14 protein-coding genes are annotated in these 17322 nt (G+C 73.3%); 10 read left to right on the top strand and 4 right to left on the bottom strand.

Annotated elements, in window-relative coordinates; all coding sequences use genetic code 11:
- Positions 1-86: 86 nt before the first annotated feature.
- The 4 genes from ACIRQY_RS01075 to ACIRQY_RS01090 all read left to right on the top strand — a co-directional run bounded on the left by ACIRQY_RS01075 (position 87) and on the right by ACIRQY_RS01090 (position 5951).
- Positions 87-1247 carry a CaiB/BaiF CoA-transferase family protein gene (locus ACIRQY_RS01075; protein ID WP_351780015.1) on the top strand — a complete coding sequence of 387 codons (1161 nt, stop codon included), beginning with the start codon at positions 87-89 and terminating at the stop codon, positions 1245-1247.
- The gene (locus ACIRQY_RS01080; RefSeq protein WP_351780013.1) at positions 1244-2395 is read left to right on the top strand and encodes an acyl-CoA dehydrogenase family protein; all 1152 of its coding nucleotides are present in this window, start codon (positions 1244-1246) and stop codon (positions 2393-2395) included. The genes ACIRQY_RS01075 and ACIRQY_RS01080 overlap by 4 nt, the downstream gene beginning before the upstream one ends.
- Positions 2396-2522: 127 nt before the next feature.
- Positions 2523-3737 carry an acetyl-CoA C-acetyltransferase gene (locus ACIRQY_RS01085; protein WP_403921330.1) on the top strand — a complete coding sequence of 405 codons (1215 nt, stop codon included), beginning with the start codon at positions 2523-2525 and terminating at the stop codon, positions 3735-3737.
- A gap of 39 nt (positions 3738-3776) precedes the next feature.
- Positions 3777-5951 (top strand): 3-hydroxyacyl-CoA dehydrogenase NAD-binding domain-containing protein, encoded by a 2175-nt coding sequence (locus ACIRQY_RS01090; RefSeq protein ID WP_403921333.1) that lies wholly within the window; start codon positions 3777-3779, stop codon positions 5949-5951.
- Positions 5952-6080: 129 nt separating this feature from the next.
- Here the strand turns inward: ACIRQY_RS01090 and ACIRQY_RS01095 are convergent, their stop codons facing one another.
- Entirely contained in the window at positions 6081-6818 is a 738-nt protein-coding gene (locus ACIRQY_RS01095) for a MerR family transcriptional regulator (RefSeq protein ID WP_351780005.1), read from the bottom strand.
- A 280-nt stretch (positions 6819-7098) separates the two neighbouring features.
- Between ACIRQY_RS01095 and ACIRQY_RS01100 the strand changes: the two genes are divergently transcribed.
- A complete protein-coding gene (locus ACIRQY_RS01100) occupies positions 7099-7653 on the top strand; it encodes a hypothetical protein (protein ID WP_403921336.1) in 555 nt (184 codons plus the stop codon).
- Between the two features lie 48 nt (positions 7654-7701).
- Here the strand turns inward: ACIRQY_RS01100 and sph are convergent, their stop codons facing one another.
- Positions 7702-8688 (bottom strand): sphingomyelin phosphodiesterase, encoded by a 987-nt coding sequence (gene sph / locus ACIRQY_RS01105; protein WP_351779999.1) that lies wholly within the window; start codon positions 8686-8688, stop codon positions 7702-7704.
- A 172-nt stretch (positions 8689-8860) separates the two neighbouring features.
- On the opposite strand from sph, the gene ACIRQY_RS01110 reads away from it, so the two are divergent.
- Positions 8861-9346, top strand: coding sequence for a hypothetical protein (locus tag ACIRQY_RS01110; protein WP_351779996.1), 486 nt, complete (start codon positions 8861-8863; stop codon positions 9344-9346).
- Between the two features lie 171 nt (positions 9347-9517).
- A complete protein-coding gene (locus ACIRQY_RS01115) occupies positions 9518-10390 on the top strand; it encodes an oxygenase MpaB family protein (protein ID WP_403922258.1) in 873 nt (290 codons plus the stop codon).
- A gap of 27 nt (positions 10391-10417) precedes the next feature.
- On the opposite strand, the gene ACIRQY_RS01120 is transcribed toward ACIRQY_RS01115, so the two are convergent.
- Positions 10418-11968, bottom strand: a complete 1551-nt coding sequence (locus ACIRQY_RS01120; RefSeq protein WP_403921339.1) for a M1 family metallopeptidase — start codon at positions 11966-11968, stop codon at positions 10418-10420.
- A gap of 225 nt (positions 11969-12193) precedes the next feature.
- Between ACIRQY_RS01120 and ACIRQY_RS01125 the strand changes: the two genes are divergently transcribed.
- Positions 12194-14227, top strand: a complete 2034-nt coding sequence (locus ACIRQY_RS01125) for a Xaa-Pro dipeptidyl-peptidase (protein WP_403921342.1) — start codon at positions 12194-12196, stop codon at positions 14225-14227.
- Positions 14224-15546, top strand: coding sequence for a M14 family metallocarboxypeptidase (locus tag ACIRQY_RS01130; RefSeq protein WP_403921344.1), 1323 nt, complete (start codon positions 14224-14226; stop codon positions 15544-15546). The genes ACIRQY_RS01125 and ACIRQY_RS01130 overlap by 4 nt, the downstream gene beginning before the upstream one ends.
- Positions 15547-15684: 138 nt before the next feature.
- Here the strand turns inward: ACIRQY_RS01130 and ACIRQY_RS01135 are convergent, their stop codons facing one another.
- Positions 15685-16644: an FAD-dependent oxidoreductase gene (locus ACIRQY_RS01135; protein ID WP_403921347.1), complete on the bottom strand. Its 960-nt coding sequence runs from the start codon at positions 16642-16644 to the stop codon at positions 15685-15687.
- Positions 16645-16726: 82 nt separating this feature from the next.
- Here ACIRQY_RS01135 and ACIRQY_RS01140 point away from each other — a divergent pair, with 82 nt between their 5' ends.
- Positions 16727-17299 carry a hypothetical protein gene (locus ACIRQY_RS01140; RefSeq protein ID WP_403921351.1) on the top strand — a complete coding sequence of 191 codons (573 nt, stop codon included), beginning with the start codon at positions 16727-16729 and terminating at the stop codon, positions 17297-17299.
- Positions 17300-17322: the final 23 nt, after the last annotated feature.

Here is a 17322-nt window from a genome sequence, read left to right on the forward strand (position 1 = left end):
CTCGGCCGGGGGGCTTGTGCCGAATGGAACACGTTCCTAGCATCTCCGGTGTTACATCATTGGTGTCACACATGCCTGGGGGCTCGATGAGTACGACGCACACCGCCGGGAACGGCCCGCTCACCGGGGTCCGCGTGGTCGAACTCGCGGGCATCGGCCCCGGCCCCTTCGCCGCGATGCTCCTGGCCGACCTCGGCGCCGACGTCGTCCGGGTGGACCGTCCCGGCGGCCCCGGTCTCGGCATCGACCCCGCCCGCGACCTCACCAACCGCAACAAGCGCTCCGTCCTCGTCGACCTCAAGGACGACGGCGGCCCCGCCACCGTCCTCGACCTGGTCGCCCGCGCCGACGTTCTGGTGGAGGGCTACCGCCCCGGCGTCGCCGAACGCCTCGGCGTCGGCCCCGACGTCTGCCTCGCCCGCAACCCGCGCCTGGTCTACGGGCGCATGACCGGCTGGGGCCAGGACGGCCCGCTCGCCACCACCGCGGGCCATGACATCGGCTACATCGCGGTCACCGGCGCCCTCGGCATGATCGGCCCCGACCCCGAAGGGCCGCCCACCGTGCCCGCCAACCTCGTCGGCGACTACGCGGGCGGCTCCCTCTACCTGGTCATCGGCATCCTCGCCGCCCTCCGGCACGCCCGGGAGCACGGCGCGGGCCAGGTCGTGGACGCGGCCATCGTGGACGGCACCGCCCACCTCACCACCATGATCCACGGGATGCTCGCCGCGGGCGGCTGGCAGGACCGCAGGGGCGTCAACCTCCTCGACGGCGGCTGCCCCTTCTACGGCGTCTACCCGACCTCCGACGGCGGTCACATGGCGGTCGGAGCCCTGGAGGAGCGGTTCTACGAGGAGTTCACCCGGCTCCTCGGCCTCGACGGGGAGAGCGCCGCCGCCCGCCGCGACCCGGCCCGCTGGCCCGCACTCCGCGAAGCCGTCGCGGCGCGCTTCCGGAGCCGTACTCGGGAGGAGTGGACCGCCGTCTTCGACGGCGGCGACGCCTGTGTCGCCCCGGTCCTCTCCCTGCGCGAGGCCCCCGCCCACCCGCACCTCGCCGCCCGGGGCACCTTCACCGAACGCGACGGCATCCCCCAGCCCGCGCCCGCCCCCCGCTTCTCCGTCACCCCCGGCACCCTCCGCACCGGCCCCGCCCTGCCCGGCGCCGACACCGCCGAGGTCGCCCGCGACTGGGCCGTGCCCGCCCTCGACCGCCCGAACCGCACCCAGGAGTCCGAAGCATGAAGCGCCAGCTCTACACCGAGGACCACGAGGCCTACCGCGACGTCGTCCGCGCCTTCCTGCGCAAGGAGGTGCTGCCCCACTACGAGCAGTGGGAGAAGGACGGCATCGTCTCCCGCGAGGTCTGGCTCGCCGCCGGACGCCAGGGCCTCCTCGGCACCGCCGTCGACGAGGAGTACGGGGGCGGCGGCGAGCCCGACTTCCGCTACGCCGCCGTCCTCGCCGAGGAGTTCACCCGGGCCGGCACCCCCGGCCTCGCCATCGGCCTGCACAACGACATCATCGGCCCCTATCTGACCTCGCTCGGCACCGAGGAACAGAAGCGCCGCTGGCTCCCCGGCTTCTGCTCCGGTGAGACCGTCACCGCCATCGCCATGACGGAACCCGGCGCCGGATCGGACCTCCAGGGCATCCGCACCACCGCCGAGGACCGGGGCGACCACTGGCTCCTCAACGGCTCCAAGACCTTCATCTCCAACGGCATCCTCGCCGACCTGGTGATCGTCGTCGCCCGCACCACCCCGGAGGGCGGCGCGCACGGGCTCTCCCTCCTCGTCGTCGAGCGCGGCGCCGAGGGCTTCGCGCGCGGCCGGAACCTCGACAAGATCGGCCAGAAGTCCCAGGACACCGCCGAACTCTTCTTCGAGGACGTCCGCGTCCCCAAGGAGAACCTGCTCGGCGAGCTCAACGGCGCCTTCGTCCACCTGATGACCAACCTCGCCCAGGAACGGATGGCCATCGCCGTCGCGGGCATCGCCGCCGCCGAACACCTCCTGGAGATCACCACCACCTACGTCAAGGAGCGCGAGGCCTTCGGCCGCCCCCTCTCCCGGCTCCAGCACATCCGCTTCGAGATCGCCGAGATGGCCACCGAGTGCGCCGTCACCCGCACCTTCGTCGACCGCTGCATCGAGGAGCACGCCGACCCGGACGGCGCGGGACTCGACGCCGTCCACGCCTCCATGGCCAAGTGGTGGGCGACCGAACTCCAGAAGCGGGTCGCCGACCGCTGTCTGCAACTGCACGGCGGATACGGCTACATGAGCGAATTCCCGGTCGCCCGCGCCTACACCGACGGCCGCATCCAGACCATCTACGGCGGTACCACGGAGATCATGAAGGAGATCATCGGCCGTTCCCTCCTCGGCTGACCTCCGCCGTTCCCTCCTCGGCGGACTCCACCGCTCCCTCCGGGCCGACCTCCCCGTTCCCCCTCGGCCGCCCTCCCCTCCTCCCGCCCCTCCCGACGGACTCCACCCTCATCGTGAAAGGCTTTCCGTGAGCACCGAAGCGTACGTGTACGACGCGATCCGCACCCCGCGCGGACGCGGCAAGGCCGGCGGCTCCCTGCACGGCACCAAGCCCATCGACCTGGTCGTCGGTCTCCTCCGGGAGATCCAGGCCCGCAACCCCGGCCTCGACCCCGCCGCGATCGACGACATCGTCCTCGGGGTCGTCAGCCCCGTCGGCGACCAGGGCTCCGACATCGCCAGGATCGCCGCCATCGCCGCCGGTCTCCCCGACACCGTCGCGGGCGTCCAGGAGAACCGCTTCTGCGCCTCCGGTCTCGAAGCCGTCAACATGGCCGCCATGAAGATCCGCTCCGGCTGGGAGGACCTCGTCCTCGCCGGTGGCGTCGAGTCCATGTCCCGGGTGCCGATGGCCTCCGACGGCGGCGCCTGGTTCGCCGACCCGATGACCAGCCTGGAGACCGGCTTCGTCCCCCAGGGCATCGGCGCCGACCTCATCGCCACCGTCGAGGGCTTCACCCGCCGCGACGTCGACGAGTACGCGGCCCTCTCCCAGGAGCGCGCCGCCACCGCCTGGAAGGACGGCCGCTTCGCCCGCTCCGTCGTCCCCGTCGTCGACCGCGCCGGACTCGTCGTCCTCGACCACGACGAGCACGCCCGCCCCGGCACCACCGCCGACTCCCTGGCCCGGCTCAAGCCCTCCTTCGCCGACATCGGCGACCTCGGCGGCTTCGACGCCGTCGCGCTGCAGAAGTACCACTGGATCGAGGCGATCGACCACGTCCACCACGCCGGGAACTCCTCCGGCATCGTCGACGGCGCCTCCCTCGTCGCCATCGGCTCCCGGGAGGCGGGCGAGCGCGGCGGCCTCACCCCGCGCGCCCGGATCGTCTCCGCCGCCGTCTCCGGCTCCGAGCCGACCATCATGCTCACCGGTCCCGCCCCGGCCACCCGCAAGGCCCTCGCCAAGGCCGGCCTCACCATCGACGACATCGACCTGATCGAGATCAACGAGGCCTTCGCCGCCGTCGTCCTCCGCTTCGCCAAGGACATGGGCATCGGCCTGGACCGGATCAACGTCAACGGCGGCGCCATCGCCCTCGGCCACCCGCTCGGCGCCACCGGCGCGATGATCCTCGGCACCCTCGTCGACGAACTGGAGCGACAGGACAAGCGCTACGGCCTGGCCACCCTCTGCGTCGGCGGCGGCATGGGCATCGCCACCGTCGTCGAGCGCGTCTGACCGTCCCGTCCGCACCCCACCAACGGAGAACCGACAGCCATGAGCGAGAGCACCACCATCCGCTGGGAGCAGGACGAGACCGGGATCGTCACCCTCGTCCTCGACGACCCGAACCAGTCCGCCAACACCATGAACCAGGCCTTCCGCGCCTCGATCACCGCGACCGCCGACCGCGTCGAGGCCGAGAAGGACTCCATCCGGGGCATCATCTACACCTCCGCCAAGAAGACCTTCTTCGCGGGCGGCGACCTCAAGGACATGGTCCAGGCGGGCCCCGAGCACGCCCGCGACATCTTCGAGGGCGCCCTGGCCATGAAGAACGCGCTGCGCCGCATCGAGACCCTCGGCAAGCCGGTCGTCGCCGCGATCAACGGCGCCGCGCTCGGCGGCGGCTACGAGATCGCCCTCGCCTCCCACCACCGGATCGCCCTCGAAACGCCCGGCTCCAAGATCGGCCTGCCCGAGGTCACCCTCGGCCTCCTGCCCGGCGGTGGCGGCGTCACCCGCACCGTACGCCTCATGGGCATCACCGACGCCCTCCTCAAGGTGCTGCTCCAGGGCACCCAGTACCCCCCGAGGCGCGCCCTCGACAACGGCCTCGTCCACGAGACCGCCGCCACCCCCGAGGAGATGATGGCCAAGGCCATCGCCTTCATCGACGAGCACCCCGAGTCCCACCAGCCCTGGGACGTCCCCGGGTACCGCATCCCCGGCGGCACCCCCTCGCACCCGAGGTTCGCCGCCAACCTCCCCGCCTTCCCGGCGAACCTGCGCAAGCAGCTGAACGGCGCGCCCTACCCGGCGCCGCGCGCCATCATGGCCGCCGCCGTCGAGGGCTCCCAGGTCGACTTCGAGACCGCGAGCACGATCGAGAGCCGCTACTTCACCGAACTGGTCACCGGCCGGACCGCGAAGAACATGATCCAGGCGTTCTTCTTCGACCTCCAGGCCGTGAACTCCGGCGCCAGCCGCCCGAAGGGTGTCGAGCGCCGCCAGGTCCGCAGGGTCGCCGTCCTCGGCGCGGGCATGATGGGCGCGGGCATCGCGTACTCCTGCGCCCGCGCGGGCATCGAGGTCGTCCTCAAGGACGTCTCCGCCGAGTCCGCCGCCCGGGGCAAGGCCTACTCGGAGAAGCTCTGCGCCAAGGCCGTCGCCCGGGGCCGTACCACCCGGGAGAAGGCCGACGCCCTCCTCGCCCGGATCACCCCGACGGCGGATGCGGCCGACCTCGCGGGCTGCGACGCCGTCATCGAGGCGGTCTTCGAGGACACCGCCCTCAAGCACAAGGTCTTCCAGGAGGTCCAGGACGTCGTCGCGCCCGACGCGCTGCTCTGCTCCAACACCTCGACCCTGCCGATCTCGGACCTCGCCGGGGGCGTGGAGCGCCGGGCCGACTTCATCGGACTGCACTTCTTCTCACCCGTCGACAAGATGCCGCTCGTCGAGATCATCAGGGGCGCGGAGACCGGCGACGAGGCGCTGGCCCGCGCCTTCGACCTGGTCCGGCAGATCAACAAGACCCCGATCGTCGTCAACGACTCGCGCGGCTTCTTCACCTCCCGGGTCATCGGCCACTTCATCAACGAGGGCGTCGCCATGGTCGGCGAGGGCATCGAGCCCGCCTCGGTCGAGCAGGCGGCCGCCCAGGCCGGATACCCGGCCAAGGTCCTCTCCCTGATGGACGAGCTGACCCTCACCCTGCCCCGCAAGATCCGCAACGAGACCAGGCGCGCGATCGAGGAGGAGGGCGGCACCTGGGTCACCCACCCCGGCGAGGCCGTCATCGACCGGATGGTCGACGAGTTCGGCCGCCCGGGACGCAGCGGCGGCGCCGGGTTCTACGAGTACGGCGAGGACGGCGCGCGCGGGCGGCTCTGGCCGGGTCTGCGCGAGCACTTCACCCGGCCGGGACACACGATCCCGTTCCGCGACATGCAGGAGCGGATGCTGTTCGCCGAGGCCCTGGACACCGTCCGGCTCCTGGAGGAGGGCGTCCTCACCTCGGTCGCCGACGCCAACATCGGTTCCATCATGGGCATCGGCTTCCCGGCGTGGACCGGTGGCGTGCTCCAGTACGTCAACGGGTACGAGGGCGGGGCGGCGGGCTTCGTCGCCCGCGCCCGCGAGCTGGCGGAGACGTACGGCGAGCGATTCGCCCCGCCCGCCCTCCTGGTGGAGAAGGCCGAGCGCGGCGAGGTCTTCAGGGACGCCTGACCGGGCCGGGGCGCGGGCCGTACGCTCCGGAGCCGGACAGTCCCCGGTGTCCGGCTCCGGGAGGGCGGGAGCCGTATCGGACTCCCCCCGGAGCCCAGCGCTCCTCGGGGGTCCCAGCGGCTCCTGGGCTCAGGGGCTCCTGAAGGCCGTCCTCAGCTCCTCGCTCAGCGAGCGCTGGAACGCCGTCACCAGGGCCTGGACCACCATCGGCTGCATGTGCGCGGAGAGCGACTTCATCGCGGTCAGGTGGTCCGGGTCCGCGCCGCTCTCCCGGTACGGGCCCCACACCTGGTCCTGGAAGAGCCGGGCCAGCTCCTGGGCGGCCTCCCGCGCGTGCGCGAGCAGGACCGTACGGGAGGCCAGGATCGTCTCGTGCTCGATGGGCACGTCCAGCAGCTCCACCCCGAGCCGCAGCAGCGACCCGTCGAGCCGGAAGGTGTCGGCCTGCGGGGTCCGGTCGAGCACCCCCATCGCGGCCAGCCGGTCCACGTCCCGCTCGGTCAGCGCCCGCCCGGCGCGCCGCTCCAGCTCGCGCCGGGTGATGGACTCGGCGGACTCGGGAGCCCAGGACGCCACGAGCGCCCGGTGGACCGCCAGGTCCCGGGCGCTCAGATCGGGCGGCAGCTGCTCCAGGTACCGCTCGATCGCGGCCAGCGTCATGCCCTGCCGCCGCAGCTCCTCGATGAGCGCGAGCCGGGCCAGGTGCTCCGGTCCGTAGTGCCCGACCCGCCGCGCTCCGATGACCGGCGGCGGCAGCAGCCCCCGGGTGCCGTAGAACCGCACGGTCCGTACCGTGACCCCGGCGCGCGCGGCCAGCTCGTCGACGGTGTGGCGCGGTACATCCTCCAGGTCCGTCCCGACGTCCATCCGAGGTGCCCCGCTTCCCGTGCAGGCGACCCGCCGGCCGGGCTCGCTTGGACAGTATCGCTGTCTCACCAACACGGTAGAAGAGGCCGGACCGGATGTTCCGGTCCGGGGGACCGGTGCCAGGGGGAAGCGTGCGGCGCGTGGTGGTCCGCGCGCCCGGGGGCCGGCACGTCGCCGGAGCCGGGTGGTTCCGCCCCGGGGGCCCGGTCGTCCTCCGGCCGGCGGGACACCCTTTAGAATCGGCGGCCGACCGCATGGGGGCCGCAGGCAGGGGGAGCAGATGTACGCGCAGCTCAGGGAGAAGGCCGACGCACTGGCCCGGGTCCTGTGGCGGGAGCACACCGTCTACCGGGAGCGGGGCGGCGGGGTGGTCATACGGGGCGAGCACGTCGGGCGCTGGATCAGCCTCGCGCCCACCGGGGGCAAGGACCGGGCGCTGCTGCGCGCCGGGCGGCTCCTCGACGGCGGCACCACCGCGCCCGCGCGGACCGAGGTCGTGGTCGACCTGACGATGGGGACGACGGAACTGGCGGCCGTCTGCCGACGGCTGCTCGCCGAGGTGGCGGCGGCGGCCGAGCCCGCCACGACGCCGCGCGGCCGGGCGGGGAAGGCCCCCGAGGGCCCGGCGAAGGAGCGGCGGAAAGCGAAGCGGGAGCAGAAGGGGAAGAAGGGGAAGAAGGGGAAGAAGGAGAAGGGCGGCGCGGGCCGGACGGCCCGCGCCCCCCGGCCCCGAAAGGAGCGGCACACCGGCGCGGGCTCCTGGTTCGTGCTGCTCTGTGTCGCCGGAGTGCTCGGCGTCTGGCTCTACAGCCTCTTCGGCGGACGCGGGTACTGAGCCGCCCCGGAGCAGGGCCCGAGGAGCCGCCCCACGGGCCGGGTCCGGTCAGTACCCCAGCACCGGGTAGTGGTCCGAGAGGTCGGTGTAGGTGTACCGGGTGCCCCAGCTGGACACGGTCCACGGGGCGCTCTTCTCCGGGACCACCTGGTTGGTCCACCCCGCCGGGCGGGCGTTCCCGGCCCGGTACAGGACGAAGTCGAGGTCCTCGCGCGGGTCGTTCGGGTAGCGCTCGGCGGCGATGGAGTTCAGCGCGGTGTCGAAGGAGTACGGGTGGCCGGTGCGGGCGTCCGCGCCCACCAGGCCCGCGTCGGCGAGCATCGTGCCGTACTCGGGGGTGTGCGAGTCGACGTTCATGTCCCCGGCGACGACGACCTGCTCGTCCGCCGGGATGTTCTTGGCGTCGAGGAAGGCGTCGAGGGCCTTGAACTGGCGGCTGCGCGTCCGGGCGGCCTCACCGGCCGAGCAGCCGGGGTCGGTGGACTGGGCGTGGGTGCCGACGACGTGGACGCGGGTGCCGTTCACGTCCAGGACGGCGTAGGCGAAGCCCTTGTTGGACCACCAGTCGGCGCCGCAGGCGTCCTTGTAGACGTACTGCTCCTTGCGGACGACCGGCCACTTGCTGAGGATCGTGACCCCGCCGTCCTCGGGGGTGGCGGCGGCGTAGGAGCCGCCGGTGGCGTCCCAGCCGCTCTTGCTCCGGCCGACGACCGGGGTCTGGTACGGGTACCGGTCGGCGGCGTTCGCCTTGAGGGCGTCCGAGGCGGAGTTGTCGAAGGCCTCCTGGAGGACGACGACGTCCTGCCCCTGGAAGAAGGAGGCGGCGGGGATCGCCTCGGCCCGGTGGTCCTGGCCCCAGTTCGGATAGAGGTTCTTGGAGAAGAGGAACGTGTTGTAGGTGAGCACCTTGAGCCGCGGGGGCCCGTCGGCGGCCGGGGCGGCGGTGGCGGCCGGAGCGGTGGCGGCCAGGGCCGCGGCGGCGAGCACGAGGGAAAGGGCGGCGCCGGGGGTGCGGCGGAGCGCGGCGAACGACACGTGAACTCCCGTGGAGGCATGGGGGGTTGAGTGCTGGCGCCGCACATACAACCAGCCGTGGTTACCTTCCGGTAGCCTTTGGGTGCCGGGAATCTGGCCGTGCTCGCACGAGTGCGCCAATTCTCTGGCCAGAGTCGGAATTGTCCCCTTTTGAACCAGGTAGAATGCGCGCATGACCCTCGCGAACTCGCAGATCTTCAAGACGGACCTCGGTCCGCTCAACCCCGTCTGGGCCGAGCTGATCCTCGGCCTGGTGGTGTTCGGAATCACCTTCCTGATCCTGGCGAAGGGCATCCTGCCGAAGATCAAGCGCACGCTCGACGAGCGTGAGGACGCCATCGACGGCGGCAGCGAGCGCGCCGACGACCTGCGCGCCGAGGCCACCCAGGTCCGTGAGCAGTACGAGGCCGAGCTGGCCGAGGCGCGCCACGAGGCCGCCCGCATCCGCTCCAAGGCCGTCGAGGAGGGCTCGGCCGCCATCGCCGCCGCCCGCGCCGAGGGCAACGCCGAGCGCGAGACCATCCTCGCCGCCGGCGGAGCGCAGATCGCCGCCGAGCGCGCCGCCGCCGAGCGCGAGCTCACCGCCGACGTGGACGCCTGGGCGCACGCCCTCGCCACCCGTATCGTCGGCGAGCCGGTCGGCGCCGACCGCGTCTGATCCGTCCGTCCCCGAAGGGGCCGCCGCCCAGGGCCACCAGCGCCCGGGTGACGGCCCCTTCGTCATGCCTGCCCGCCCTGGACACGACCCGAGAGGATGCCGGACGTGAGGAACGACCCCGTGGAACGAGCCGGACACGACGAGCGGACCCCGGCGGGTGGCGCCCCCACCCTGACGGCCGGCCACCGGACCCCGGCGGCCGACCCCGCGCCCCCGCCCGTCGGCGGAGTGCTCTGGAGCGTCGCCGGAGACGTCCGGGCCCTGATGATGCTGCCCGCCGCCCTCGCCCTCCAGGTCGCCCACCCCGCGATAGGCGCGGGCGTCGACGACCACTCCGTCTTCCGCACCGACCCCTGGGGCCGGGGCGAGCGCTCCCTGAGCTCCGTCCAGCTGTGGATATACGGAGGCGAGGACGCCGCGCGGGAAGGGCGCCGCCTGCGCAGACTGCACCGCGACATCCAGGGCACCGACACCCGGGGACGCCGCTACCACGCCCTCACCCCGGCCCACTACTCCTGGGTGCACGCCACCGGCTTCCCCGTCTACACCCGGGGCCTCGGCCTCCTCACCCGCCCCCTCACCCCCGCCCAGGAACGGCAGCTGTACGCCGAGTGGCTCCAGGTCGGCCGGATCCTCGGCATCCACGACCGGGACATGCCCCAGACGATCGAGGCGTTCTGGCCGTACTACCGCAAGGTCCTCGCCGAGGAACTGGAAGCCACCGTCGTCGTCCGCGAACTGCTCGACCCCGACCTGCCGGTACCCGCCCCCGACCGGGGCCCGCTGCCGCTCAGGCTCGCCCTGCGCCTGCTCTGGCCCGTGCTGCGCCGCCCCTTCCTGCGGCTGCGCGCCTTCCTCACCGTGGGCCTGATGCCGCCGGACGCCCGGCGGGCCATCGGCCTGGACTGGACCGACGCCCAGGAACGGACCCTGCGCCGGGTCGCCCGCGTCGTCCGGGCCGTCGTCCCCGTGCTGCCGGAGCGGCTGCGCTATCTGCCGCAGGCCCGGAAGGCACGCGAGGCCGCCCGCCGCGCGACGCGCTGACGGACGGCCCCGGACGGGTGCGGCGGCTCAGTGCCCGCCGCGCTCCCCGGACTCGTGCACGGAGTTCGTCGCCGCGATCTTCTTCCACGACTTCGGCTGTACCGGCTTCGGCGCCGATGCGCGCGCGGCCGGACCACCGGCCACGGGCTCCCCGGCGGGAGCGGACAGACCGACCGCCGCCGCCGTCGGGGCGGACGGCTTCGACGGCTGGTACAGCCAGGTGTCGAAGAGCGCGGCCAGCGGCTTCCCCGAGACCTGCTCCGCGTACCGGACGAAGTCCGCCACGCGCGCGTTGCCGTACGCGAACCTCTGCGGCCAGCCCTTCAGGATCGTGAAGAAGTCCTCGTCGCCGATCTCGTTGCGCAGCGCCTGGAGCGCCAGCGCACCCCGGTCGTAGACGGCGATGTGGAACTGGTCGTCCGGACCCGGGTCACCCGGCTTCACCGTCCAGAACGGGTCCTGCGCCGTCCGCGTGGCGTACACGTAGTCCGCCAGCTCCTGCGCCGTGCCCTCGCCCTCCTTCTCCGACCACAGCCACTGGCCGTACCGGGCGAAGCCCTCGTTGACCCAGATGTCCTTCCACCCGTGGACGGACACGCTGTCGCCGTACCACTGGTGCGCCAGCTCGTGCACGACCACCGATACGTTCGCGCCGTTGGCGAACTGCCGAGGACTGTAGAACGGGCGGGTCTGCGTCTCCAGCGCGAAACCGCTCGTCACGTTCGGCACGTATCCGCCGAGCGCGTTGAACGGGTACGGCCCGAAGACCGACTCCAGCCACTCCGCGACCTCGGTCGTCCGCTCGACCGAGGCGCGCGCCGCGCCCGCGTTGTCGCCGAGGTCCTTGCTGTACGCGTTGAGCACGGGCAGACCGTTCGCCGTCCGGTCCGTCGTGATGTCGAACTTCCCGACGGCGAGCGTGGCCAGATAGGTCGCCTGCGGCTTGTTGGAACGCCAGTTGAACCTGGTCCAGCCGAGGCGCGAGGACTGCGACTGGAGGACGCCGTTGCTGATGGCCTGGGTGCCGTCCGGCACCGCGACCGACACGTCGAAGGTGGCCTTGTCCAGCGGATGGTCGTTGGACGGGAACCACCAGGCGGCCGAATCCGGCTCCTGCGCTGCGACCCCGCCGTCGGGCGTACGGGCCCAGGCGGTCCAGCCGTCGATCTTCACCTCGGACGGCTTGCCCGCGTACCGGACGACGATCGAGACCTGCCGGTTCTTCTCCAGCGGAGCCGCCGGGGTGACCTCCAGCTCATGCGAGCCCGAGGTGGCGAACCGCGCCACCCGCCCGTTCACCCGGACCTCGCTCACCCTCAGACCCAGATCGAGGTTGAACCGGGACAGGTTCTGCTTGGTCGTGGCCAGGATCGTCGCCGTGCCCTCCAGGAGGTCCGTGGCCGGCTGGTACGTCAGACGCAGGTCGTAGTGCGAGACGTCGTAGCCGCCGTTCCCGCTGGCCGGGTAGTAGGAGTCGCCGATGCCCGGCGCCCCGGGAGTGAAGTCGGCCGCCGATGCCGGGATCGCCAGCAGCAGGGAGGCCGCGAGGGCGCTCGGAACGATGATTCTGCGGTGCACAGGTGCTCCCCAAGTCATAAGAAACGTAAGACGCGCGGGTGGTCGTCGGTCCTTAGTTCGGACACTATTCAGCGCTCCGACGCACCGTCACGTCCAGAGGACCCCCTGTCACACGATCGCCATTCGGCCGACACGAACCCCACCGGCCACGGCACGACCCCGAATCGACCCTGATTCCCTCCGGCACCCTTTTGCGCGGGAGTCGACCGGGGTACGTTCCCGCCCATGCCGATGCGAACGCGGAGAACCCGCGGAGCCCGACCGCCGTACGGAACCCTCGTGGCCGCGGCGACCGCCGCCCTGCTCGCGACCCTGGTCACCCCCGCGGGCGCGCGGGCGGAACCGGCAGCGCCCGCCCCGGCGACCGCGGTGAAGGAGTCCCGCCCGGTCCACTCGTACGCCGACGCCGTCCGCGAGTCCGTCTGGGTCGACACCGGACTCGACGGCGACGCCGACGGACGCGCCGACCGGGTCGCCGTCGACATCGTCCGCCCCCGGGAGACCGCCGCCACCGGCCGCAAGGTCCCGGTCATCATGGACGCCAGCCCGTACTACGCCTGCTGCGGACGCGGCAACGAAGGCCAGAAGAAGACCTACGACGCCGACGGGAAACCCGTCCAGTTCCCGCTCTACTACGACAACTACTTCGTCCCGCGCGGCTACGCCTTCGTCGCCGTCGACCTCGCCGGAACCAGCCGCTCCGACGGCTGCGACGACGTCGGCGGACGCTCCGACGTCCAGTCGGCCAGAGCCGTCGTCGACTGGCTCAACGGACGCGCCCGCGGCTACACCTCCCGCACCGGCGACACCCGCTCCCGCGCCACCACCTGGAGCACCGGGAACGTCGGCATGATCGGCAAGAGCTGGGACGGCACCGTCGCCAACGGAGTCGCCGCCACCGGCGTCGAGGGCCTGAAGACCATCGTCCCCATCGGCGCCATCTCCTCCTGGTACGACTACTTCCACTCCCAGGGCGCCCCCCTCTACAACGCCAACCCGAGCTGGCTCTCCGCGTACGTCAACAGCCCCGAGGCACAGAGCCGGTGCGGCGCCGTCCAGGACCGGATCACCGCGGGCACCCCCTACAGCGGCGACCGCACCCCCGCCTGGACCGAGCGCGACTACGTACGGAACGCCGCCAAGGTCAGGGCCAGCGTCTTCGTCGTCCACGGACAGCAGGACCTCAACGTCCGCGCCGGACAGTTCGGCCAGTGGTGGGACGCCCTCGCCGCCCAGGGCGTCGAACGGAAGATCTGGCTCTCCCAGACCGGCCACGTCGACCCCTTCGACTTCCGGCGCGCCGACTGGGTCCGCACCCTGCACCGCTGGTTCGACCACCACCTCCTCGGCTACGACAACGGCATCGACCGCGAACCCGTCGCCGACATCGAACGCGCCCCGGACGTCTGGACCACCGACCGGCAGTGGCCCCCGCGCACCACCGCGACCACCACCCTGCGGCCCGCCCCCGGGGAGCCCGCCGGACCCGGCCGCCTCGGCCGCGCCCCCGCCGCCCCCGGCGCCACCAGCACCTTCACCGACGACCCCGGTCTCGGCGAGCTCGACTGGGCCGCGCGGATCGACACCGCGACCCCCGAGAAGGCCGGGTTCGTCACCCGTCCCCTCTCCCGCGACCTGCGCGTCTCCGGTTCCTCGAAGGTCACCGTCACGGTCACCCCGACCACCGCCACCGCGCACCTCTCCGCCGTCCTCGTCGACCTCGGCCCCGCCACCATCCGTGACTACAACGCACCCGGCGAAGGCATCACCACCCTCACCGGACGCAGCTGCTGGGGCGCGAGCACCCCCGGCGACAGCGCCTGCTTCAAGGACACGGCCGCCCGCACCACGGACGTCGGACAGACCGTCGTCAGCCGGGGCTGGGCCGACCTCGGCACCTGGGCCGACCCGGGCAGGGGACGCCCGCTGACCCCCGGCCGGGCGTACACCCTCACCCTCGACCTTGCCGCCACCGACCACGTCGTCCCCGCGGGCCACCGCCTCGCCCTGATCGTCGGCGGCACCGACCGGGACCTCCTGGACCCGCCGTCCAGCACACCGACCCTGACCCTCGACCTCAGCCGCACCCGGGCGGAGATCCCGCTGGTCGGCGGCGCCGGGGCCTTCACCCGCGCCACCACGGGACCCCACCCGGCCCCGGCCGCCCCCTCCCTCGGCGCGACCCCGGCACCGCGCGGCACCACCCCGCCGGCCGCCGTCGCCGGGCCGCGCCTGCCCGCCCCCGGAGCCGCCCGATGACCTCTCGCACGACGGCCCCGCGCCCGAAGGGCCGGGGCCCCCGGCGGGCCCTCGCCCTCGCGGCCGGGGCCGCCGCCCTCGCCCTGCCCCTCGTGACCGTCCCCGCGAAGGCGGCGGACAGCACCCCCGCGAAGCCGCTGCCACGCACCGGATTCGAGACCAGCGGGGGCGCCCGGTGGACCACCGGGACCGAGGAACGGGACTTCCTCACGGCCGTCGCCCGGGTACGCGACCGGGTGACGCTGCGGACCGTCGGCACCACCGCGCAGGGCCGCCCGCTCCGCCTCGTCTCCGTCGGCACCGGCCGCACCACCGTGCTGCTCGTCTGCAGCCAGCACGGCGACGAACCGGCCGGGCGCGAGGCCTGCCTCGGCACCGTCCGCGACCTGGCCTTCGGCCAGGACCCGAAGACCCGCCGCTTCCTCGCCCGCACCACCCTCCTCGTCCTGCCCACGGCGAACCCCGACGGCCGGGAGGCCGACACCCGGGGCAACGGCGACGGGATCGACATCAACCGCGACCACCTCGCCCTGCGGACCGCCGAGGCGCGGGCGGTCGCCGCCGTACTGCGCGACCGGCGGCCCGAACTCGTCTACGACCTGCACGAGTACGGCGCCACCCCCCGCTACTACGACAAGGACCTGCTCGCCCTCTGGCCCCGCAGCCTCGACACCGACCCGCGCGTCCACGACGAGTCGAACACCCTCTCCGAGCAGTACGTACGGCCGCTGACGGCGCTCGCGGGCCACAGCACAGGGATCTACGGCATCTGGACCGACCCGCTGACCGGGAAACCGGTCAAACAGGTCGCGGGCGACGGACAGGAACGCATCCTGCGGAACACCGCGGGCATCAAGCACTCCGTCGGCCTCCTCGTCGAGACCCGGGTGGACGCCTTCGACGAGGACGAGCAGCACGACCCCTCCCTCAACCACAGCCGCCGCGTCGCCACCCAACGCGCCGCCCTGGAGGGTGCCTTCGCCTACGTCAAGGAGCGGAACGTACCGCTCGCGGTGGCCACCACGGCCGCCCGCGGCGCCGGATTCGCCGACCGGGGCCCGGTCTACCTCGGCGGCGCCGACAACGACCCGGCGGAGCCCGACGAGATCCTCGCCGACCCGCCGTGCGGCTACCGGCTCGACGCCGCCCAGTACGCGCGGGTGGGCGACGAACTCGCCCTGCACGGCGTCACCGTACGGCCCGAGGGAGCCGGAGCGTTCGTTCCGCTCCGCCAGTCCCGCCGGGCCCTCGTCCCCCTCCTCCTCGACGCCCGCGCCACCTACCACCTCGTCGGCGGGACCCCCGTGGAGAAGTGCTGACCAGAGGCTGAGCCCCAGACCTCGTACGCGCCGCCGATCCCGCGCGTACGAGGTCCGGGGCCGGTCACGGGTACGGATCCGGTCCCCGGTCACGCGTACGGGACCGGGCCCACGGGAGCCGGGAGCCGCGCCGCCGCCTCAGACTGCCTCCACCAGGGCCGCCGCACGCTCCGCGCAGCCCCAGGCGACCGTCACCCCCGCACCCCCGTGCCCGTAGTGGTGGACCAGACGCCCGCCACCCGGCAGGGACACCGCTTCGATCCGGACCCCGCCCACCCGCGTCGGCCGCAGGCCCACCCGGTGCCCGAGCACCCGGGCCCCCGCGATCTCCGGGCGGACCCGGGCACAGCGGGCCACGATCGCCGCGGCCGTCGCCGGGTCGGGCACCAGCCGCTCGTCGCCCTCCTCGGCGGTCCCGCCCAGCACCAGCCGCCCCGGCTGCGGGAAGAAGTACGTCGTACCGGTCGCCTCCGTCTTCGCCGAGGTGAACCACTCCTCGATCCCCGGGTTCTCCACCAGGACCAACTGACCCCGCACGGGCCGCAGCGCCGGATCGGGCACCAGCTCGCGCGCCGCCGTCCCCGTGCAGTTCACCACCACCCGCGCCCGCGCGGCCGGTTCCTCGAAACCGGTCACCGCACGGAGCTCGAAGAGCCCGCCCGCCGCCTCCAACCGGCGCCGCAGCCATGCCAGATGCACCGGCATGTCGACCAGCGGGAGCCGCGCCGCGAGACCCGTCGCGTACGGCCCCGGCACCTCCTCCGGCGCCAACTGCCGGAGCCCCGGAACCTCCCGCGCCCACGGGCCCAGTTCCGTCAGGACGGTGTCGGCGTGCACCCCCGGCACCAGTCGCACCCCCGTCGTCCCGGGATCGTCGGCCAACTCCTCGTACACGCGCAGCGATTCCAGCGCCCACCGCCCCACCTCGGCCTCGGGCTCGATGCGGTACGGCCACCACAGCGCGCCCGCCACCGCCGAGGTCGTCGCGGTCACCTCCTCCCGCGACCAGACCCGTACCCGCAGTCCCCGCTCCGCGAGCGTCACCGCGGTCGTCAGACCCACGACCCCGCCACCCACCACGATCACGTCGTTCTCCATGGCCGGGACCGTACCGGGACCGGGACATTTCCGGGACCGATCAGCCATGGAACCGGAGGCTCCCCGGCGGAATGCTGGACTCATGCCGGTCCCGTACACGCCCCTCGACCTCACGCCCGCCGACCTCCCCGGCGGGACCGCCCCGGTACGCCCGCCGACCGGCGACGCACCCCCGCCGACCGGTCACACGGACCTTCCCGTCGGCGGAACGGACCGCACGGTCATCGACACGGGTCTCCCGCTCGACGACGAGGGCCTTCTTCTCGACGACGCGGACCTCCTGGTCGACGGCCGGTCCCTGCTCCTGCGGCTCGACGCCTGTGAGGGCGCCGACACCGTCTCACCGCTCGCGGGCGACCTCCGCCCCGTCCTGCGCGCCGAGCACATCCGGCTCCTCCTCGCCCCGGGCGCCGCCGCCCGCCGGGTGATCTACTCCTGCCCCGACTGCGACGACCCCGGCTGCGGAGCCGTCACCGCCGTCGTCGAGCGGGACGGCGACGACGTCGTCTGGCGCGACTTCCGCTGGCAGACCGGCCCCGACACCGACCCGGTCCGCGACGGATACCCCGGCGTCGGCCCGTACCGCTTCCACGGCCCCGGCTACCGGGCCGCCCTGCGGGCGCTCCCCGTCCCGGCCCCCGCCCCGCGCCCCTGAGCAGGTCCCGCCGTCACCTAGGA

Source organism: Streptomyces sp. NPDC101490 (assembly GCF_044767145.1).
In the GTDB taxonomy this organism is placed as follows: Bacteria; Actinomycetota; Actinomycetes; order Streptomycetales; family Streptomycetaceae; genus Streptomyces.